The following is an 18,279-nucleotide window of genomic DNA, read 5'->3' as shown; positions in this document are numbered from 1 at the left end:
GGGTGCGGCTCAGGCCGCGACCAGGGGCGCCAGGGCCTGGCGCAGTTGCGGCAGCGGCAGGGTCTGCAGGCGCAGGCCGTTGCCGCCGATCACGGTGGGAATGGAGCGGATGCCGAGGGCAGCGGCGTCGGCACGATCGGCCTGCACGCGCTGGCGCACTGCGTCGCTGCGCATGTGGTCAGCGAAGGCACCACGGGGATGGCCCAGTGATTCGGCGATATCCAGCAGCACTTCGGCGTCGCCGATGTTGCGGTGCTGGTGCAGGTGCGCCCATTGCACCGCGTCGAACATTGCGCCATGGGCATCATTGCCGCCGATCAACCCTGCGGCCTGGCAGGCCAGTGCGCCGAGCCAGCCGGAGGGATATTCGAAGTCCTGTGCGCGCATGCCTTCGATATCGATGCGCGCGCTGTCTTCATGCGCGGCGCAGTCGGTCCAGTGGCGCAGGATGATCGCCTTGGCGCGCTCCATCGAGCCGAACACCTCGACCATCTGCGCGCGCGAGTCCTGCAGCACGAAGCTGCGATGGCGCACCTGGATGCCGAGTTCGGCCGAGACCTGCTGCAGGCGCGGGGCCAGCACGAAGCACCAGCCGCAGACCACGTCGTGGAAGAAGTCGACCACCGGCGCGGCGGTGGCGGGGGAAGGAACGGGAGACATCTGCCTGCCATCGGTGAGAGGGGAGGCGGCAGATTAGGCAGCGCGGCGGGGCCGAAACAGCGCGCCGTGGGCAGCTCAGTTTTCGCTGGCGGTTACGAATCCAGGCCGGCGCAGCGGGGCAGCTCGGCGTGCAGGAAATCGATGAAGGCACGCACCTTGGGTTGCAGGTGGCGCGACGTGGGATAGACCGCATGCACGAAGCGTGGCGGATAGCGGTGGTCGGGCAGCACCTGTTGGAGTTCGCCACGGGCCAGCGCTGGTGCCGCAAGGAACGAGGGCAGGGCGCCGATGCCCATGCCGGCCACCAGCAGGTCGCGCAGCAGCAGGCTGTTGTTGACGGTGACGCGTGCCGGCAGGGTGATGGTCACCTGCCCATCCGGGCCGAGCAGCGGCCAGCTGCCGGGGGAGTCGGACAGGCTGTAGGCCAGCACACTGTGCACCTGCAGATCGTCCACCGACTGCGGTGCTGGACGCTGCCGCAGGTAGGACGGGGCAGCGCACAGCACCTGTTGCAGCGAGGCAAGCCGGCGCGCCACCAGTCGCGAGTCGTCCAGCTCGGCACGCAGCCGCAACGACACATCGAAACCCTCACCGACCGCATCGAGCAGGCGATCTTCCATCACCAGGTCCAGCGACAGCTGTGGATGCTGTTGCAGGAAGCGTGGCAGCAGCGGCGACAGCGTGCTCAGTGCGAACGACTGCGGTGCATTGACACGCAGGCGCCCGGCCACCTCGCCACGCTGTTCGGCGATGCCACGTTCCAATGCGTCCAATTCGTCGAGCAGGCGGCAGCATTCGCGGTAATAGGCGTGGCCGGTCTCGGTCAGGCTCATGCGCCGCGTGGTCCGCTGCAGCAGCACCACGCCCAGGTGCGTTTCCAGCGCGCGCAACTGCTTGCTCAGCCCGGCCGGCGACATGCCCAGGTCTTCGGCAGCGCGGGCCAGCCCGCCGCGTTCGACGATGCGGCGGAAGGCGCGCATCAGGTTGAAGGAATCCATGCCGGTACCGGGCGCGATGAGGGCGCCATTGTAGATCCACGCCATCCGTGGGTGGGGGAAACGCGGTGTCGGCCAAAGGGGGATATCCACCGAGGCGGGGCGGGTTGCGCCGTTTGTTCAAGCCCGCAACCGTCGTGCCGCGCCAGCATGCAGGCCCCTCACGTTCCGGGTTGCCCATGAAACACTGGATCCTCCGCCTGTATGCCCCGTTGTTCCTGCTCGGTTTCGTTGCCGCCGCCGTCGTCTGGGTCGGCCACCTCCATGGCGATCCGCTATGGCTGCTGGCCTTGCTGGCGGTCGCCATCGCGGTTTCGTTCGCTGCCGAACGTGCCTGGCCGTATGACCCCGCGTTCAACCACGACCACGGCGACAGTCTGCGTGACACCCTGCATGCACTGGTCAACGAAAGCCTGAACCTGCTGTCGATCGCTGCGGTGCCGCTGCTGGCAGCGCTCCTTCCGTGGCAGCTGTGGCCGCTGCAGTGGCCGTTCGTTCTGCAGGTACTGCTGGCCATCGTCTGCGCCGACCTTGGCATTACCCTGGTGCACTACGCCAGCCATCGCATCGGCTGGCTGTGGCGGTTGCACGCGGTGCATCACAGCGTCACCCGCATGTACGGCTTCAACGGCTTGATGAAGCATCCGCTGCACCAGGCGGCCGAAGCAGTGGGCGGCGTACTGCCGCTGCTGCTGTTGGGCCTGCCGATGCCGGTGGCTGCGGTGCTGGCCTTCGCCATTGCCATCCAGCTGCTGCTGCAGCACTCCAACGTGGACATGCGCCCGGGCCTGCTGGGCCGGGTGATGGCGTGGGCACCGCTGCACCGCTTCCACCACATGCGTTACGGCAACGCTGGCGACGTCAACTTCGGCCTGTTCCTGACCGTCTGGGATCACCTGCTGGGGACCGCCTTCGATGCGCCGGGCTATCGGCTGCAGCAGCGCGACCTCGGCATCGGCAGCCAACCGGACTATCCGCGCGATTATCCGGGACAGCTGCTGGCGCCGTTCCGCGAACTGCCGCACGGCGAGGTGCCGGAGCTGCCGGAAGGTCTGCGCAGGCGCGGATGATGGGCCGTGTCAGGCCGCTTGAAGCTGCAGGCCCTGCAGCTGCGCGGCACCGATACCGAACATGCGGCGCAGGCTGCGCGACAGATGGGCCAGATCGGCGAATCCAGCGGCATGCGCACTGTCGGTCAGGGTGTGCCCGCGCAGATGATGCATGAGTGCGCGGCGCAGCCGCTGCCACAGCACCCAGCCGCGCAGGGTCACCGCCAGATCAGACTGGAAACGCCGGTGCAGCTGGCTGGTCGACAGGTGCGCCGCCCCGGCGATATCGGCGGCCGGCACCGGGCCGGGCAGGTGCTGGGCGATACGGGCCAATGCCGCCTGCACGCGGCGGTCCAGCGGTTGCGGGCGGCTCAGCCGTGGCAGCCAGCCGTGCAGTTCCAGCGCGTTGCCCGGCAGTGCGTGCAGGTATTGCTGGATCTGTGCGGGATTGGCATGCGTCGGCTCAAGAAACACCGTGCAGCCTGCTTCTGGCGCTAACAGGATCGCGTGCGGCTGGAATGATGGCAGCCACAGTCGCTGGCCTTGCTGCTGCACGCCATCGACCTCGACCTGCCAGGCTGCGCCGTCGCTGAGCAGCAGTTGATGGGCGTAGTGCGCGTGCGCGGCGCTGTCACCGGCATGACCCTGCAGCACGGCCACGTGAGCATCCAGCAGCAACGTGCCATTCCAGGGCAGGGTGGGGGAGGACATTGAGGGATTGTAGATCCACGCCATGCGTGGATGAATCTCAATCGAAATCGATTATTTCGACAGACGGATTGCACGGCGTCAACGCAACCGGCCCTACCCCGCCAACCCACAGGAAGCCCGCTTTTGCTTCGGCTGTTGCTTCTGAGGTTGCCTACCGCGGGTGCCGTGCGCCGCCCGGCCGTGCGCCCCCTCAGCGCCCGTGCGGATCCGGCCGGTGATGCACATATTCAACCACGGTGCCATCGGGATGCACCGCATTGAACGCCGCCCCGGTCGGGACTACCTGCAGCGGGAAGATGATCTCGGCGCCGGCGGCGACCAGTTTGTCGTGATAGGGCCGAACGTCATCGACCAGCAGTGTCCCCGTGGTCGAGGTGAACGGGGCCAGTGCCGCCTGGCTGCCTTCGATCAGCAGGAAGGCGCCGACCATCGCCAGGCGCAGCCCGGCTTCCGGGAACGGGAACCCCGCATCGGCTACCACGCCCTGCAACTGCTCGTAGAACGCCACGCTGCGCTCCAGCTCGCCCGGGGCCACGAACACCCGGATCAGCACGCGCGGTGCGCGCTGGCTGGAGGTGTCACAGCGGTCGCGCCAGAGATGATCGAAGTCGCGATGTACGGTCATGGGCTCGATTCGTGGCCAGGGATCTCCATTATCAGCAGCCTCGCGCGGCCCGCTGATGACCGCCAGTGATGGCCTGATAACCATTGGCCGGGTTGCCCCTGTGACTTAGGTCCTGTTGACAGGTGTGAACGCCCTCGCACAATCTTCACAGGATTGGGTCGCCCTGCGCGGCCCGGGCAGGCAGGTTGTCACGCCGGGAGGAGGGTCCCGCGCGCAGACCGGCCCGTCCATCGGCCTGCGGGGCGTTGCCTGGCAACCCCTGCGCGGCATGAACGCTGCACCCTTCGGCGGCACTTTCCCTGGACCGATTGCCTTGGCAACGGAATTACGCCTGCCGATGAAAACGTTTACAAAACCGCTTGCACTGTCTCTGGCCCTGTCTGCCGCACTGGCCGCTCCGGCCTGGGCCGACCCGGCCGCGTTCACTGTGCTGACCCTGGAACAGGCGCCCAACGCCGAGGCGATGCCGGCCCTGGCCGCGCAACTGAAGAGCCTGAAGGTGGACGCGCTGAGCGTGCGCCAGGTGCAGCGCGGCATCGGCCAGGTCGATCCGCTGCAGGTGCTGGCCGATGGCCTGGGCTACGAGTACCGCTTCATTGCCGCCGGCAAGGACGATGGCCAGACCCAGCGCGGCCAGGCTGTTCTGACCCGGCTGCCGATCGCCGCTGAATCCGGCCCCGACCAACCGGGCCTGAACTACCTGCGCCTGGACGATGGCCGCCACACTGTGGCGGTCTATACCGATGCCGGTGCAGGTGCGGCGCAGCTGCCGGCGCTGGTCACCCGTTCGCGGCTGGGTGCACCGGCGGTGCTGCTCGGCGCGGTGGCCGGTGAATCGGCCAAGGCCGCAGGCTTCGATCCGGCGCGTGTGGCGCTGGAAGCCGATGCCAGCTATTTCAGCGACGGCTTCCAGGCCGCCAGCAGCGCGCCGTTCAAGGTGGAAGGCAGCACGCTGCGTGCCACCCTGCTGACCCTGGCCTATGCCGCCGACAAGCACGGCAACACGCCGTGGATGGACACCACGCTCAACGCCGATGCGCGCGCTGCGCTGCTGCTGAAGGCGATGACCGAGGATGAGAAGTTCCAGATGCTGCACAGCTACTTCGGGCTGGGCAAGGACGGCGGCCCACTGCCGGAAGGTGCGGTCGGTTCGGCCGGCTTCGTGCCGGGCGTACCGCGGCTGGGCATCCCGTCGCAGCAGTCGGCCGATGCCGGTGTCGGCGTGACCAATCCGGGGGGCATCCGCCCGGGCGACTTCGCCACGGCAATGCCATCGGGCCCGTCCACTGCATCGAGCTGGAACCGTGAAGTTGCCTTCGCCGGTGGCGCCACGATGGGCCGCGAGGCGTGGCAGCAGCGCTTCAATATCCTGCTGTCGGGCAGCGTCAACCTGCAGCGTGACCCGCGCAACGGCCGCAACTTCGAGTACGCCGGCGAAGACCCGCTGCTGGCCGGCTCGATGGTTGGCGCGCTGATCCAGGGCGTGCAGAGCCAGCACGTGATCTCCTCGATGAAGCACTTCGCGCTGAACGACATGGAGACCCGTCGCAACTTCCACGACGTGCGCATCGGCGAACAGGCCATGCACGAGTCGGACCTGTTGGCCTTCGAGATCGCGCTGGACGCCGGTCGCCCGGGCGTGGCGATGTGCTCGTACAACAAGATCAACGGCACCTACGGCTGCGAGAACGGCTACCTGATGAACCAGGTGCTGAAGCAGGAATGGAAGTTCCCCGGTTTCGTGATGTCCGACTGGGGTGGCGTGCACAGTGGCTCGAAGGCTGCGCTGGCCGGCCTGGACCAGCAGTCGGCCGGTGAGGTGTTCGACGCGGCGGTGTTCTTCGATGAACCGCTGCGCCTGGCCGTGCATGGCGGCGTGGTGCCGCAGGCGCGCCTGAACGACATGGTGGCGCGCATCCTGCGCACGATGTTCCTGCATGGCAACTTCGACAACCCGCCGCAGCACCAGAAGGTGGATGCCGAGGCCGGCTTCGCCGTTGCCCAGCGCACGGTGGAGGAGGGCAGCGTGCTGCTGCGCAATGAGGGCAACCTGTTGCCGCTGGCCGACAGCGTGAAGCGCATCGTCATCATCGGCGGCCATGCCGACAAGGGCGTGATCGGTGGCGGTGGTTCATCGATGGTGGGCGTGACCGCCAAGGGCACCAACGCGGTGCCCGGCGTGATGCCGACCACCTGGCCGGGCCCGGTGATCTTCCATCCGTCCTCGCCGCTGGAATCGCTGCGTGCGGCGCGCCCGGACACGACTATCACGTATGTCGATGGCACCAACGCCGCTGCTGCGGCCAAGGCGGCCGCGCAGGCGGATGTGGCCATCGTGTTTGCCACGCAGTGGGCTGCCGAATCGGTGGACCTGCCGGACATGCAGCTGCCGGACAACCAGGATGCCCTGATCTCGGCAGTGGCCAAGGCCAACCCGAAGACCGTGCTGGTGCTGGAAACCAACGGCCCGGTGCGCACACCGTGGCTGGCGCAGGTGCCGGCGATGCTGCAGGCCTGGTACCCGGGCATCCGCGGTGGCGAAGGCATTGCCGCACTGCTGACCGGCCAGGTCAATCCGTCGGGTCGCCTGCCGGTGACCTGGGTGACGGACGAATCGCAGCTGCCGCGCCCGCACATCGACGGCCTCGGCTTCAAGCCGGCCAAGCCGTTCGGTGATGTGTTCGATTTCGATATCGAAGGTGCCAACGTCGGCTACAAGTGGATGGCGGCCAAGGGCCTGACCCCGACCTTCGCCTTTGGCCATGGCCTGTCCTACACCTCGTTCGCCTATGACAACCTGAAGGTGAGCGTGGAAGGTTCGCGCCTGGTCGCCAGCGTCGACATCCGCAACACCGGCAAGCGCGCCGGTGCCGACGTGGCCCAGCTGTACCTGAAGCTGCCGGCCGGCAGCACCACGCCGATCCGCCTGATCGGCTATGACAAGGTGACCCTGCAGCCGGGCGAACAGCGCCGCATCCGCATCGAAGCCGAGCCGAAGACGCTGGCCCACTACGATGCACAGGCGCGCCAGTGGAAGATCGACGGTGGCACCTACCAGGTGCAGCTGTCGCGCAACGCCGCCGAACCGCTGCAGACGGTGGACGTGCAGCTGGTGGAGCAGGTGCTGCGCTGAGGCTTGAAGGCACGGCCCGCAAGGGCCGTGCCTGAAAAAGGGGACGGAGGGGATTAAGTCGTTTATGCATAAACGACTTAATCCCCTCCGTCCCCTTTTCATATGGCGAACCACCCGCGCAGGAAATCGATCAGCTGCCGCACCTTCGGCGAGGGCTGCGTGCTGTGCGGGTAGACCGCGTACACGCTCTGCTGCGGGAAGCGGTGCTGGCGCAGCACCGGGCGCAGGCGGTCCTGGGCCAGGTCGTCCTCGATCAGCCAGCGTGGCAGCACGGTGACCCCGGCGCCGGCCACGGCGAAGGCGCGCAGGCTGCTGGCGCCATCCACGCGCACCACTGCATTGCCCGGATTGGTGGCAAACAAGGCGTCGCTGCCGTCGGGCGCGACCACCGGCACGTCGGCCAGGCGCGGGTAACCCAGGCGGGGCAGGGTGCCCAGCTGGGCCGGGTCATCGGCCGCATCGGCAGAGGGCAGGCGTGCCAGCAGTGACGGAGCCGCCACCGCGCACAGCGGGTGCCGTTCCAGTTCACTGGCATGCAGGCCCGAATCGGGCAGACGGCCAAGACGGATCGCCAGGTCGAAGCGCTCGGGAATCAGGTCTGCCGGCGCGGGAGACGTGGACAGGTGCAGCTGCAGGGCCGGATGCCGCGCACGGAAGGCTTCCAGTGCGCGAATCAGGCGAAGCTGCGCGTACTCCGGGGTGGTGGTCAGGCGCAGCACACCCTGCAGCTGGTGCTGGTCGCGCCGCGCGGCATCGATTGCCGCCTGCGCGGCATCCAGCGCCTGTATGCAGTGCTGCAGGAACTGTTCGCCAGCGTCGGTCAGGGCCAGGTGGCGGGTACTGCGCAGCAGCAGGGTCACGCCCAGCTCCTGCTCCAGCCGTTTCAGGTTGAAGCTGACCACCGCACGGCTCAGGCCGAGCCGATCGGCCGCTGCGGTCAGGCTGCCGGCCTCGACCACGGCACGGAAGATATCGAAGCGATCGAGGCTGACCATGGCGATTCATTGTCAAAACAGATTTGACAGTGTTGCAGGTGTTGTCGTGTTTTTCCAACAAAGCCCGGACGGCATGCTGGACGCTTCCTTGCTGGAGCGCCGCCGATGCCGTCCCCCCGCCTGCGCCATGAGGCGATCTTCCTGCTGGTGTTCGCCCTGGATCTGGTCAACATGTTCATCGCCACGGTGGCCTATCCGGCACTGGCAGCGGAACTGCACGCTGATGTCGGTACCCTGGCCTGGGTGGGCACCGCCTACATGCTGGGCCTGAGCGTGGTGATTCCGCTGGCGCCCTGGTTGGCCGCGCGCTGTGGTGAGCGTCGCCTGCTGCTGGTGGCGTTGCTGTTGTTCGCGGTTGCCGCTGTGCTGGCCGGCGCCGCACCGGGTATCGGCTGGCTGCTGGGCTGGCGCCTGCTTCAGGGGCTGGCCGGCGGCCTGCTGATTCCGGTGGCACAGGCGGCAGCGTACCGACAGTGCACGCCGGACCAGCGTGGCGCGCTGACCCGCCGCATCCTGCTGGTGGCGCTGCTGGTGCCCGCACTGGCGCCAGCGCTGGGCGGGTTGCTGGTGCAGTGGTTGTCCTGGCGCGGTGTGCTCTGGGCCAGCCTGCCGTTGGCGGTGGTGGCGATCAGCCTGGTGCTGGCCTGGATGCCGGCCGATGGCGCGCGCAGTGCGCCGCGCCTGCAGGCCTATGCGCTGTCCACCGCGATGCTGGCGCTGGGCGCGCTGCTGCTGGCGTTGACCTGGCTGGGTGAACCCGGCCATCGGGCCGCCGGTGCCGTACTGCTGTCGATCGCAATGCTGTTGGCGGCGGCCCACCTGCGGCATGCACGGCAGCAGGCGCAGCCCCTGCTGCGCTGGTCGCTGCTGTCCCATCGGGGCCTGCGCCTGGCGATGCTGGTCTATCTGGCAGTGCCCGGTGTGTTCATCGGCAGCCAGCTGGTCAGTACCCTGCAGCTGCACCAGGCCGGTTACAGCGCGGCACGCATCGGCGCGTTGATGCTGCCCTGGGCGCTGGCCTCGGCCATTGCGATCACGGCCAGCAAGCGCCTGCTGGCGCGCTTCGGCCCGGCCACGGTACTGCGTACGGGCATGCTCCTGCAGGCCAGCGGCCTGCTGTTGATGGCGCTGCTGCCGCAGCCGGCCTTCGCGTTGGCCGGGCTGCTGTTCGCGCTGATGGGCGCCGGCGGCAGCCTGTGCAGCAGCACCGCGCAGACGCTGGCCTTCCATGGGGTCGAGGGCGAAGCATTGGGCGATGCCAGTGCACTCTGGAACCTCAACCGCCAGCTCAGCTTCTGCCTGGGCACCGCGGCCATCGCGCTGCTGCTGGCATTGGCCATGCAATGGCTGCCGGCCCACGGCACCGGCATGGCGCTGGGTCTGGCCGCGGTACTGACCCTGCTGCCGATGGCGCTGCTGCGCCGGCCGCAGTTGCTCACCCTTTCGCAACCGGAGAACATCTGATGGATACCACCGCAGAACATGAAATCCACCACCTGCACGACAAGCTGCAGGCCTGGTTCCGTGCCGATGTCGGCGCCGATGCGCTGGAGGATCTGATGGCGCACTTCAGCGCGGACTTCAGCATGGTCGGCATCGCGGGTCGCCGATTGGATCGGCAAGCCGTGCAGGCGTTGTTCGCGGGCGGTCACGGGGCGCGCCCCGGGCTGCGGATTTCCATCGACGCCGTGCACGCGGTGGAAGCGCCTTCACCGCTGGCGGTGCTGCGCTATCGCGAAGGGCATTCGCTCGATGGCGGCACGCCTGCATGGCGGGAGTCACTGGCGGTGCTGCGGCAGGAAACCGGGCGCTGGCGCTGGCTGGCCCTGCATGAAGTGCCGGTAGCCTGATGTTGTAGAGCCGAGCCTACGCTCGGCTGCTCTTCGGGTAGGTCGCGGCGGTCTGAGCCGAGCGTGGGCTCGGCTCTACAGGACGCACTGCTCCCACATTGGCCGCACATGTGCCATCAGTCCTGCCTGCATCCACCGCAGAATGCAAAGCCCGCACACACTTCATGGCTCGGGGCAGGAGTAGGCTTGGAGCTTTCCTGCCGGGAGGGGTTGTCCATGCGTGTGCGTGCCGTCGCTGTAGCCATTGCCCTTTGCCTGTCCAGCGCCGTGCTGGCCGCCGATACCCCGCCGATGACCCCGGACATCAGCGGCAAGCCCTTCGTTGCCCCCGATGTCGGTCGTGACTACGACAAGCGCGTGGTGATGGTGCCGATGCGTGATGGCACCAAGCTGTATACGGTGATCGTGGTGCCCAAGGGTGCCCGCAATGCTCCGATCCTGCTGACCCGCACCCCCTACGATGCCGCCGGCCGTGCCAACCGCAGTGACTCGCCGCGCATGCGCGACCTGCTGCCACAGGGCGACGAGGTGTTCGTCGACGGCGGCTACATCCGCGTGTTCCAGGACATCCGTGGCAAGTACGGCTCCGAAGGCGATTACGTGATGACCCGGCCGCTGCGCGGGCCGTTGAACAACACCAGGGTGGATCACTCAACCGACGCCTGGGACACCATCGACTGGCTGGTGAAGAACGTGCCGGAGAGTAACGGCAAGGTCGGCATGCTCGGCTCGTCGTACGAGGGTTTCACCGTGGTGATGGCGCTGACCGACCCGCACCCGGCACTGAAGGTGGCCGCGCCGCAGAGCCCGATGGTCGATGGCTGGATGGGTGACGACTGGCTCAACTACGGTGCGTTCCGTCAGGTCAACTTCAACTATTTCGCAATGCAGACCGAGAAGCGCGGCAAGGGCACGCCGCTGCCCAGCCTCGGCTATGACGACTACAGCACCTTCCTGCGCCTCGGTTCGGCCGGTGACTACGCGCGTTTCACCGGCGTGGACCAGCTGACCTGGTGGAAGAAGCTGGTCGAGCACCCGGCCTATGATGGCTTCTGGCAGGGCCAGGCGCTGGACGCGGTGATGGCCAAGACACCGTTGAAGGTGCCGACCATGTGGCTGCAGGGCCTGTGGGACCAGGAAGACATGTGGGGTGCCAACCACGCCTACCAGGCGATGGAAGGGCGCGACAGCGGCAACAACCGCAACTATCTGGTGATGGGCCCGTGGCGGCACAGCCAGGTGAACTACGGCGGCAGCGAGCTGGGTGCGCTGAAGTTCGATGGCGATACCGCGCTGCAGTTCCGTCGCGATGTGCTCAAGCCGTTCTTCGACCAGTACCTGGTGGATGGCGCGCCGAAGGCCGATACGCCGCCGGTGCTGATCTACAACACCGGCGAAAACCACTGGGACCGCCTGAAGGGTTGGCCGCGCAGCTGCGACAAGGGCTGTGCCGCCAGCAGCAAGCCGCTGTACCTGCGCGCCGGCGGCAAGCTGGCGTTCCAGGCACCGGCGGCGGGCGAGGGGGACTTCGAGGAATACGTGTCCGACCCGGCCAAGCCGGTACCGTTCGTGCCGCGCCCGGTCCGCTTCGGCGACCGCGACATGTGGACCACCTGGCTGGTGAAGGACCAGCGCTTCGTCGATGGCCGCCCGGACGTGTTGACCTTCATCACCGAACCGCTGACGGCGCCGCTGCGCATCGGCGGCGCACCGGTGGTTCACCTGCAGGCCTCGACCAGTGGCACCGACAGCGACTGGGTGGTGAAGCTGATCGACGTGTATCCGGACCAGGAAGCGTCGACGCCGGAGATGGGTGGCTACGAGCTGCCGGTGTCGCTGGCGATCTTCCGTGGCCGTTACCGCGAAAGCTTCAGCGATCCGAAGCCGCTGGCCGCCAACCAGGTGCTGCCGTACCGCTTCGACCTGCCCAACGCCAACCACACCTTCCAGAAGGGCCATCGGGTGATGGTGCAGGTGCAGTCCAGCCTGTTCCCCCTGTATGACCGCAATCCGCAGACGTACGTGCCGAACATCTACCTGGCCAAGCCGGGCGATTACCAGAAGGCCACGCAGCGGGTCTGGCACAGCGCAGCGCAGGCCAGTTACATCGATCTGCCGGTGTATTGAGGTTGATGAGGTACGCCGGGTGCGCGATGCCCGGCGGCGGTAGTGCCGGCCGCTGGCCGGCATCCGCGACGGCGCGAGAGCGTGTCGACCAAGGTCGACACCTACCGGGGCTGAGTCATGACATGTCGAATCGGGCGGCTTTGGTAGTGCCGGCCGCTGGCCGGCATCCGCGACGGCGCGAGAGCATGTCGACCAAGGTCGACACCTACCGGGGCTGAGTCATGGCATGTCGAATCAGGCGGCTTTGGTAGTGCCGGCCGCTGACCGGCTACCGCGACGATGCAGGAGCGTGTGGACCAAGGTCGACACCTGCCAGGGCTGAGCCATGGCAGGTCGAATCAGGCGGCTTTGGTAGTGCCGGCCGCTGGCCGGCATCGGCGACGGTGCAGGACCGTGTCGACCAAGGTCGACACCTACCGGGGCTGAGTCATGGCATGTCGAATCAGGCGGCTGTGGTAGTGCCGGCCGCTGGCCGGCTACCGCGACGATGCAGGAGCGTGTGGACCAAGGTCGACACCTGCCAGGGCTGGCCATGACATGTCGAATCAGGCGGCTTTGGTGTGCCGGCCGCTGGACGGCATCCGCGACGGTGCAGGAGCGTGTGGACCAAGGTCGACACCTACCGGGGCTGAGTCATGGCATGTCGAATCAGGCGGCTTTGGTAGTGCCGGCCGCTGGCCGGCATCGGCGACGGTGCAGGAGCATGTCGACCAAGGTCGACACCTACCGGAGCGGGGATTCTCACCCCACCTTCGACGGGCCCGTACGCCAGCGGCTGGGGACCAGACCGAAGCGCTTACGGAACGCGGCGGCGAAGTTGCTGGGGTGGCGGTAGCCGCTGGCGGCGGCGGCCTGCTCAACCGTCCATCCGTTTTCGCGCAGGCCCTGTTCGGCATGGCGCATGCGCTGTTCATGCAGGTAGTCGAACACCGAACTTCCATACTGCTGGGCAAAATGGCGGCGCAATGAGCTGGGGCTCATGCAGGCCAGCCGGGCCAGCTCGACCAGGCTGTGTGCATGGCTGGGGTCGTCATGCAGGTAACTGCGTACCCGTTCCAGGCGCTCGCGCTGGCCGGCACGCAGCGTGCGCACCGGGTCGGTCTGCAGCTCCTCGGCCTGCAGGCCGAGGGCCAGCAGCTGCAATGCCACGCCTTCGCGCCACAGCGCGTCGATGCCGTCCTGCCACGGGCTGTCGAACAGCTGGCCCAGCACCGGCAGCATGGCGTGGGGAATGGCCCAGTGGCGGCATTCCAGGTGCGTGCCAAGCGCTTTTTCCAACTGTGGCATCTGGAAAACATCCGCGTCGATGCCACCCGGCACGATCACACTGACCCCGCGCAGGCGCGTTTCGCCAGGGTGCGCGCCGGTCATCTCGATCTGGTCGCGATGGTGGGCGGTCATCGCGGTGCCGGCACGCAGGGTGAAACTTCCGCGTCGCGGGATACGCACGTCGACCTGACCCTGCAGCATCACGCGGATGGCGAGCCCGGGCCGCTGTTGCGCGGTCGCCACATAGGGGAACCGGTTATGCACGTCGGAGGCGATCAGGCTCATGCCACCGCGCATGAACTGTTCGTTGACTTCGCCGCGGCCGGCCCACTGGTCGTCGCGCAGGTGTTCCGGATCAGCGCGGTAATCGAAGCCGTGGCGTTGGCCGAAGCGGCGGTAATCGGCAAAGGTGAAGTATCGGGACATCGCTCGGCACGTACAGGAGGGGGAGGCGCTGGCGCCATGAGCCCATGTGCTGCCCCGCGTAGCGGGCAGCCTGGAAGGCCGGAAAACGCCAGGTTGGAAGGAATGTGTCGAAGAAACTGGAAACGTTTCCCATTGTCGCTGCGAATCATTCGCAGGGGATTTGAATACGGTCAAACCGATTGGTCATTACGGCCAAGTTGAACGGGGTGCCGGACATACGCCAGCGTTTTGCCGCTATATCCGTACTTGATTCCCTACATGAACTTCGGTTGAGGTTTCATTGCTGGAACGATCATCCGCGGACAGGCTGTTGGTCTGCTCGTCACAGCGGCCGGCGTAAGGTGATGGATTGGCGGCCGCGCGCCGCATCGCTCCCCCCACCGATGGAGAATGCAGATGATTGATTACCAGCTGACCGGCAAGACCGCGATCGTGACCGGCGGCGTGTCGGGCATCGGCCTGGCCGTGGCACAGACGCTGGCCGCATCCGGTGCCCGTCTTTCGGTCTGGGACCTCAAGCAGGATGCGGTGGATGCCACCGTGGCGCAGTTGCGCAGCACCGGCGCACAGGCCATCGGCATCGCGCTGGACGTCACCGACGATGCAGCGGTGGAGGCGGCGGTGCAGCGCACGGTCAAGGAACTTGACGGCCTGCATGTGGCGGTCAACAACGCCGGTATCGGCGGGCCGGCGGCCAGCAGCGGCGACTATCCGATCGAGGGCTGGCAGCGGGTCATCGACGTCAACCTCACCAGTGTGTTCCTGTGCCAGCGTGCGCAGATCCAGGCAATGCGGGCCGCTGGAACCGGCGGCAGCATCATCAACATGGCCTCGATCCTGGGCCAGGTGGGCTATGCCGGTTCCACCGCTTATGCGGCGGCCAAGCACGGCGTGGTCGGGCTGACCCAGACCGCCGCGTGGGAACATGCGGCCGACGGCATCCGTGTCAACGCGGTGGGTCCGGGTTTCATCAGCACGCCGCTGCTGGAGAAGATGGACCCGAAGGTGCGTGCCACGCTGGAAGGACGGCACGCGCTGAAGCGGCTGGGCACGGCCGAGGAAGTGGCGGCATTGGTGGCCTGGTTGGCCAGCGACGACGCCTCGTTTGCGACCGGCGCGTACTACGCCATCGATGGTGGCTACCTGGCGCAGTGATGCGTTGAACGCAGGGTGCGGTGCCGACGGGTGTCGCCCGGCGCTACCGGGTGAACGGACTGTGGCGTGGCCTTCACCTCTGTGCCACGGGGGCCACGCGACGCTCCGGGAAAACCCCGGAGCTTGGCCATGGAACTCACCCAGGATGTCTCGATCCTGCTGCGCGTAGCCGCAGCGATGCTGTTTGGCGGCGTGCTGGGCGTCGAGCGCGAGATGGGCAAGCACGCCGCTGGCCTGCGTACGCACATGCTGATCGCGGGGGCCGCTGCGCTGATCGTCGGCCTCGGCGACTCGGTGGCCGAGCATTTCCAGCAGGAGCGCTACCGCGACCTGCTGCAGGTCGATCCGGTGCGCCTGATCGAAGCGGTGGTGGCCTGTGTCGGCTTCGTTGCCGCTGGCACCATCCTGCGTGGGTCACGCGAGGACCAGGTCAGCGGCCTGACCACGGCCAGCTCGCTGATCATGGCAGCGGCCATCGGGATTGCGGTGGGGATCAGCAAGTACGTGATCGCCATCGGGGTGAGCGTGCTGTGCGTGCTGGTGCTGGCGGTGATGCGGCGGTTGGAGAAAAGGATTCCGTAGGGAAGGTCTAGTTGCCGGCCAGCGGCCGCCACTACCATGAGAGCCGTAATGGTCGGACCAATATGAAGTCTAGCCCTATGGTCTAATAGGCACTTCGTCGGAGCGGCGGTTAAATCAGCTGCAAGTGGTCTGATCGAAATCATTATTGGTACGACCAATAATCGACAGCCACGGCGACCCACCGCCTGCGGTGGAGCACATCCCGCCCCAGTCGAGAGCCTTCATGCAGCCCTGGCAACACCTGTACGACCCCGCCGGCAACCTGTGGTTGTCCAGCCTGATCGCGCTGCTGCCGATCGCGTTCTTCTTCGTTGCCCTTGCGGTGCTGCGCATGAAGGGCTGGCTGGCCGGCACGATCACCGTGGCCATCGCGCTTGGCGTGGCCCTGTTGTTCTACCGCATGCCGTTGAGCCAGGCGCTGGGCGCGGCCGGTTTCGGCTTCGTCTACGGCCTGTGGCCGATCGCCTGGATCATCATCGGCGCGGTGTTCCTCTACAAGGTCTCGGTCAAGACCGGTCAGTTCGACATCATCCGCGCCTCGATCCTGTCGGTGACCGAAGACCAGCGCCTGCAGATGCTGATGGTCGGTTTCGCGTTTGGTGCCTTCCTGGAAGGCGCGGCCGGCTTCGGTGCGCCGGTGGCGATCACGGCGGCGCTGCTGGTCGGGCTGGGCTTCAAGCCACTGTATGCCGCCGGCCTGTGCCTGATCGTCAACACTGCGCCGGTGGCGTTCGGTGCGATGGGCATCCCGATCATCGTGGCCGGGCAGGTCACCGGCCTGGATGCATTCGAGATCGGCCAGATGGCCGGCCGCCAGCTGCCGTTCCTGACTGTGATCGTGCTGTTCTGGATCATGGCCATCATGGATGGCTGGCGTGGCATCAGGGAAACCTGGCCGGCGGTGCTGGTGGCCGGTGGCTCGTTCGCCATCGCGCAGTACCTCACCTCGAACTTCATCGGCCCGGAGCTGCCGGACATCACCGCCTCGCTGGCGTCGCTGGTGTGCCTGACCCTGTTCCTGCGCCGCTGGAAGCCGGTACGGATCTTCCGCTTCGATACCGAAACCAGCGCCGAGGCGGCCGCGCAGGCACTGGAGGCACCACGCTACAGCGTCGGCCAGATCGCCAAGGCGTGGTCGCCGTTCCTGATCCTCACCGCGATGGTCACGCTGTGGAGCATCAAGCCGTTCAAGTCGCTGTTCGCGGCAGGCGGCCCGTTGGAAGGCTGGGTGCTCAAGCTCCCGGTGCCGGGCCTGGACCAGAGGGTGCAGAAGATGCCGCCGATCGTCGACGCGCCGCTCAGCTATGAGGCGATCTACAAATTCGACTGGTTCTCGGCCACCGGCACCGCGATCATCCTTGCGGCGGTGATCGCGATCATCGCACTGCGCATGCCGGCCCGCTCGGCGCTGCAGACCTTCGGCGAAACCGTGCGTGAGCTGCGCATGCCGATCTACTCGATCGGCATGGTGCTCGCCTTCGCCTTCATCGCCAACTACTCGGGCCTGTCGGCAACACTGGCGCTGGCATTGGCGCACACCGGCGATGCGTTCCCGTTCTTCTCGCCGTTCCTGGGCTGGCTGGGCGTGTTCCTGACCGGTTCGGATACCTCGTCCAATGCGCTGTTCTCGGCGCTGCAGGCCACCACCGCGCAGCAGATCGGCGTATCCGACGTGCTGCTGGTGGCGGCCAACACCACCGGTGGCGTTACCGGCAAGATGATCTCGCCGCAGTCGATCGCCATTGCCTGCGCGGCGGTCGGCCTGGCCGGCAAGGAGTCGGACCTGTTCCGCTTCACCGTCAAGCACAGCCTGATTTTCACCACGATGGTCGGCCTGATCACCCTGGCCCAGGCCTACTGGCTGACCTGGATGATTCCCTGAGCCATGCATGGCTGGCCGACCACCCGCTGTGCGCTTCGGGCCACAATGGCGCCATGAGCACGCAACGTATTTCGGACAGGGTGGCCGCGCAGCTGCGCGGCCTGGTGCAGGAACAGCGGCTGCGGCCGGGCGACCGGTTGCCCGCTGAGCGCACCCTGGCGGTGCAGCTGGGGGTCTCGCGCACCGCGCTGCGCGAGGCCATCGCGCAGCTGGCCAGCCAGGGCCTGCTGACCGCACGCATCGGTGGCGGCACCTACGTGGCCGAACCGGCGGCGCGCGCGCGGCAGGCGCTGGATGAACCACTGGCGCCGTACCTGCCGCTGTTCCAGGGCGACCCGGAATACCGTTTTGACGTGCTGGAGATCCGCCACGCGCTGGAAGGTGCCACTGCCTGGCACGCGGCGCTGCGAGCCACCGATGAGGACCGTACGCGCATCGCGCAGGCCTTCCAGACCATGATGGACGCGCACGGCAAGGACGACCCCACCGGTGAAGCAGAGGCTGACGCGGCCTTCCACCTGTCCATCGCCGAGGCCTCCCACAACCTGGTGCTGCTGCAGGTGATGCGCGGCCTGTTCGAACTGCTGCAGACCAACATCTCGCAGAGCCGCGAGAAGCTCTACACCTCGGCGAGGACCTTCTCGCCCCTGTCCGACCAGCACCGCGAAATGATGGATGCGGTGCTGGCCGGCGACCCCGAACGCGCGCGCGCCGCCGCGCATGCCCACCTCGAGTTCGTGCACACCACGCTGCGCACGCTCGATGACAACGAAGCCCGGCGTGCGCGGGCCTCGCGCCTGCCTTCCCCACACGGTTGACC

The 18,279-nt window shown here is 67.2% G+C and carries 15 protein-coding genes; 9 read left to right on the top strand and 6 right to left on the bottom strand.

Translation table 11 applies throughout. The features are described from left to right. Nucleotides 1–9 precede the first annotated feature (9 nt). The gene (locus tag ACT6SE_RS12230) at nt 10–660 is read right to left on the bottom strand and encodes a DsbA family oxidoreductase (RefSeq protein ID WP_014647507.1); all 651 of its coding nucleotides are present in this window, start codon (nt 658–660) and stop codon (nt 10–12) included. 92 nt (nt 661–752) lie between these two features. Further along, complete coding sequence (locus ACT6SE_RS12225) at nt 753–1,703, bottom strand: LysR family transcriptional regulator (protein WP_014647506.1); 951 nt, start codon at nt 1,701–1,703, stop codon at nt 753–755. 131 nt (nt 1,704–1,834) lie between these two features. Here ACT6SE_RS12225 and ACT6SE_RS12220 point away from each other — a divergent pair, with 131 nt between their 5' ends. Further along, nucleotides 1,835–2,725, top strand: coding sequence for a sterol desaturase family protein (locus ACT6SE_RS12220; protein WP_046431202.1), 891 nt, complete (start codon nt 1,835–1,837; stop codon nt 2,723–2,725). Nucleotides 2,726–2,734: 9 nt separating this feature from the next. Here ACT6SE_RS12220 and ACT6SE_RS12215 read toward each other — a convergent pair whose 3' ends face one another. Together ACT6SE_RS12215 and ACT6SE_RS12210 are read right to left on the bottom strand one after the other, a co-directional pair. After that, nucleotides 2,735–3,439 carry an AraC family transcriptional regulator gene (locus tag ACT6SE_RS12215; RefSeq protein WP_046431199.1) on the bottom strand — a complete coding sequence of 235 codons (705 nt, stop codon included), beginning with the start codon at nt 3,437–3,439 and terminating at the stop codon, nt 2,735–2,737. A 166-nt stretch (nt 3,440–3,605) separates the two neighbouring features. Further along, nucleotides 3,606–4,040, bottom strand: coding sequence for a VOC family protein (locus ACT6SE_RS12210; RefSeq protein ID WP_014647503.1), 435 nt, complete (start codon nt 4,038–4,040; stop codon nt 3,606–3,608). 337 nt (nt 4,041–4,377) lie between these two features. Between ACT6SE_RS12210 and ACT6SE_RS12205 the strand changes: the two genes are divergently transcribed. Beyond that, nucleotides 4,378–7,173 carry a beta-glucosidase family protein gene (locus tag ACT6SE_RS12205; RefSeq protein WP_080342763.1) on the top strand — a complete coding sequence of 932 codons (2,796 nt, stop codon included), beginning with the start codon at nt 4,378–4,380 and terminating at the stop codon, nt 7,171–7,173. A 98-nt stretch (nt 7,174–7,271) separates the two neighbouring features. Here the strand turns inward: ACT6SE_RS12205 and ACT6SE_RS12200 are convergent, their stop codons facing one another. Next, nucleotides 7,272–8,168, bottom strand: a complete 897-nt coding sequence (locus ACT6SE_RS12200) for a LysR family transcriptional regulator (protein WP_046431195.1) — start codon at nt 8,166–8,168, stop codon at nt 7,272–7,274. 105 nt (nt 8,169–8,273) lie between these two features. Between ACT6SE_RS12200 and ACT6SE_RS12195 the strand changes: the two genes are divergently transcribed. The 3 genes from ACT6SE_RS12195 (at nt 8,274) to ACT6SE_RS12185 (ending at nt 12,145) form a co-directional block, all read left to right on the top strand. After that, a complete protein-coding gene (locus tag ACT6SE_RS12195; protein ID WP_046431192.1) occupies nt 8,274–9,632 on the top strand; it encodes an MFS transporter in 1,359 nt (452 codons plus the stop codon). After that, nucleotides 9,632–10,018, top strand: a complete 387-nt coding sequence (locus tag ACT6SE_RS12190; RefSeq protein WP_014647499.1) for a DUF4440 domain-containing protein — start codon at nt 9,632–9,634, stop codon at nt 10,016–10,018. The genes ACT6SE_RS12195 and ACT6SE_RS12190 overlap by 1 nt, the downstream gene beginning before the upstream one ends. A gap of 216 nt (nt 10,019–10,234) precedes the next feature. Next, nucleotides 10,235–12,145, top strand: a complete 1,911-nt coding sequence (locus ACT6SE_RS12185; protein WP_032957710.1) for a CocE/NonD family hydrolase — start codon at nt 10,235–10,237, stop codon at nt 12,143–12,145. Nucleotides 12,146–12,886: 741 nt separating this feature from the next. Here the strand turns inward: ACT6SE_RS12185 and ACT6SE_RS12180 are convergent. Then, nucleotides 12,887–13,840, bottom strand: coding sequence for a helix-turn-helix transcriptional regulator (locus ACT6SE_RS12180; RefSeq protein WP_046431189.1), 954 nt, complete (start codon nt 13,838–13,840; stop codon nt 12,887–12,889). Nucleotides 13,841–14,236: 396 nt separating this feature from the next. On the opposite strand from ACT6SE_RS12180, the gene ACT6SE_RS12175 reads away from it, so the two are divergent. The 4 genes from ACT6SE_RS12175 to lldR all read left to right on the top strand — a co-directional run bounded on the left by ACT6SE_RS12175 (nt 14,237) and on the right by lldR (nt 18,277). Next, nucleotides 14,237–14,995 carry an SDR family NAD(P)-dependent oxidoreductase gene (locus ACT6SE_RS12175; RefSeq protein ID WP_032957706.1) on the top strand — a complete coding sequence of 253 codons (759 nt, stop codon included), beginning with the start codon at nt 14,237–14,239 and terminating at the stop codon, nt 14,993–14,995. 129 nt (nt 14,996–15,124) lie between these two features. Continuing rightward, on the top strand, nt 15,125–15,577 hold the full coding sequence (locus ACT6SE_RS12170) for an MgtC/SapB family protein (protein WP_014647495.1): 453 nt from the start codon (nt 15,125–15,127) through the stop codon (nt 15,575–15,577). A 223-nt stretch (nt 15,578–15,800) separates the two neighbouring features. Further along, on the top strand, nt 15,801–17,459 hold the full coding sequence (gene lldP, locus ACT6SE_RS12165) for an L-lactate permease (RefSeq protein ID WP_046431188.1): 1,659 nt from the start codon (nt 15,801–15,803) through the stop codon (nt 17,457–17,459). Between the two features lie 53 nt (nt 17,460–17,512). Next, on the top strand, nt 17,513–18,277 hold the full coding sequence (lldR, locus tag ACT6SE_RS12160) for a transcriptional regulator LldR (RefSeq protein ID WP_014647493.1): 765 nt from the start codon (nt 17,513–17,515) through the stop codon (nt 18,275–18,277). Nucleotides 18,278–18,279 lie beyond the last annotated feature (2 nt).

This window comes from Stenotrophomonas sp. LC732 (genome assembly GCF_052446685.1).
Lineage (GTDB): Bacteria > Pseudomonadota > Gammaproteobacteria > Xanthomonadales > Xanthomonadaceae > Stenotrophomonas > Stenotrophomonas muris.
This window is presented reverse-complemented; position numbering and strand designations above follow the sequence as displayed.

Bases quoted from the DNA above. Each gene is read 5' to 3' on its own strand.
- ACT6SE_RS12225 (WP_014647506.1), bottom strand. From the start codon at position 1,703: ATGGCGTGGATCTACAATGGCGCCCTCATCGCGCCCGGTACCGGCATG.
- ACT6SE_RS12170 (WP_014647495.1), top strand. From the start codon at position 15,125: ATGGAACTCACCCAGGATGTCTCGATCCTGCTGCGCGTAGCCGCAGCG.
- ACT6SE_RS12175 (WP_032957706.1), top strand. From the start codon at position 14,237: ATGATTGATTACCAGCTGACCGGCAAGACCGCGATCGTGACCGGCGGC.
- ACT6SE_RS12210 (WP_014647503.1), bottom strand. From the start codon at position 4,040: ATGACCGTACATCGCGACTTCGATCATCTCTGGCGCGACCGCTGTGAC.
- ACT6SE_RS12200 (WP_046431195.1), bottom strand. From the start codon at position 8,168: ATGGTCAGCCTCGATCGCTTCGATATCTTCCGTGCCGTGGTCGAGGCC.
- ACT6SE_RS12185 (WP_032957710.1), top strand. From the start codon at position 10,235: ATGCGTGTGCGTGCCGTCGCTGTAGCCATTGCCCTTTGCCTGTCCAGC.
- ACT6SE_RS12220 (WP_046431202.1), top strand. From the start codon at position 1,835: ATGAAACACTGGATCCTCCGCCTGTATGCCCCGTTGTTCCTGCTCGGT.
- lldP (WP_046431188.1), top strand. From the start codon at position 15,801: ATGCAGCCCTGGCAACACCTGTACGACCCCGCCGGCAACCTGTGGTTG.
- ACT6SE_RS12205 (WP_080342763.1), top strand. From the start codon at position 4,378: ATGAAAACGTTTACAAAACCGCTTGCACTGTCTCTGGCCCTGTCTGCC.
- ACT6SE_RS12190 (WP_014647499.1), top strand. From the start codon at position 9,632: ATGGATACCACCGCAGAACATGAAATCCACCACCTGCACGACAAGCTG.
- ACT6SE_RS12230 (WP_014647507.1), bottom strand. From the start codon at position 660: ATGTCTCCCGTTCCTTCCCCCGCCACCGCCGCGCCGGTGGTCGACTTC.
- lldR (WP_014647493.1), top strand. From the start codon at position 17,513: ATGAGCACGCAACGTATTTCGGACAGGGTGGCCGCGCAGCTGCGCGGC.
- ACT6SE_RS12195 (WP_046431192.1), top strand. From the start codon at position 8,274: ATGCCGTCCCCCCGCCTGCGCCATGAGGCGATCTTCCTGCTGGTGTTC.
- ACT6SE_RS12180 (WP_046431189.1), bottom strand. From the start codon at position 13,840: ATGTCCCGATACTTCACCTTTGCCGATTACCGCCGCTTCGGCCAACGC.
- ACT6SE_RS12215 (WP_046431199.1), bottom strand. From the start codon at position 3,439: ATGGCGTGGATCTACAATCCCTCAATGTCCTCCCCCACCCTGCCCTGG.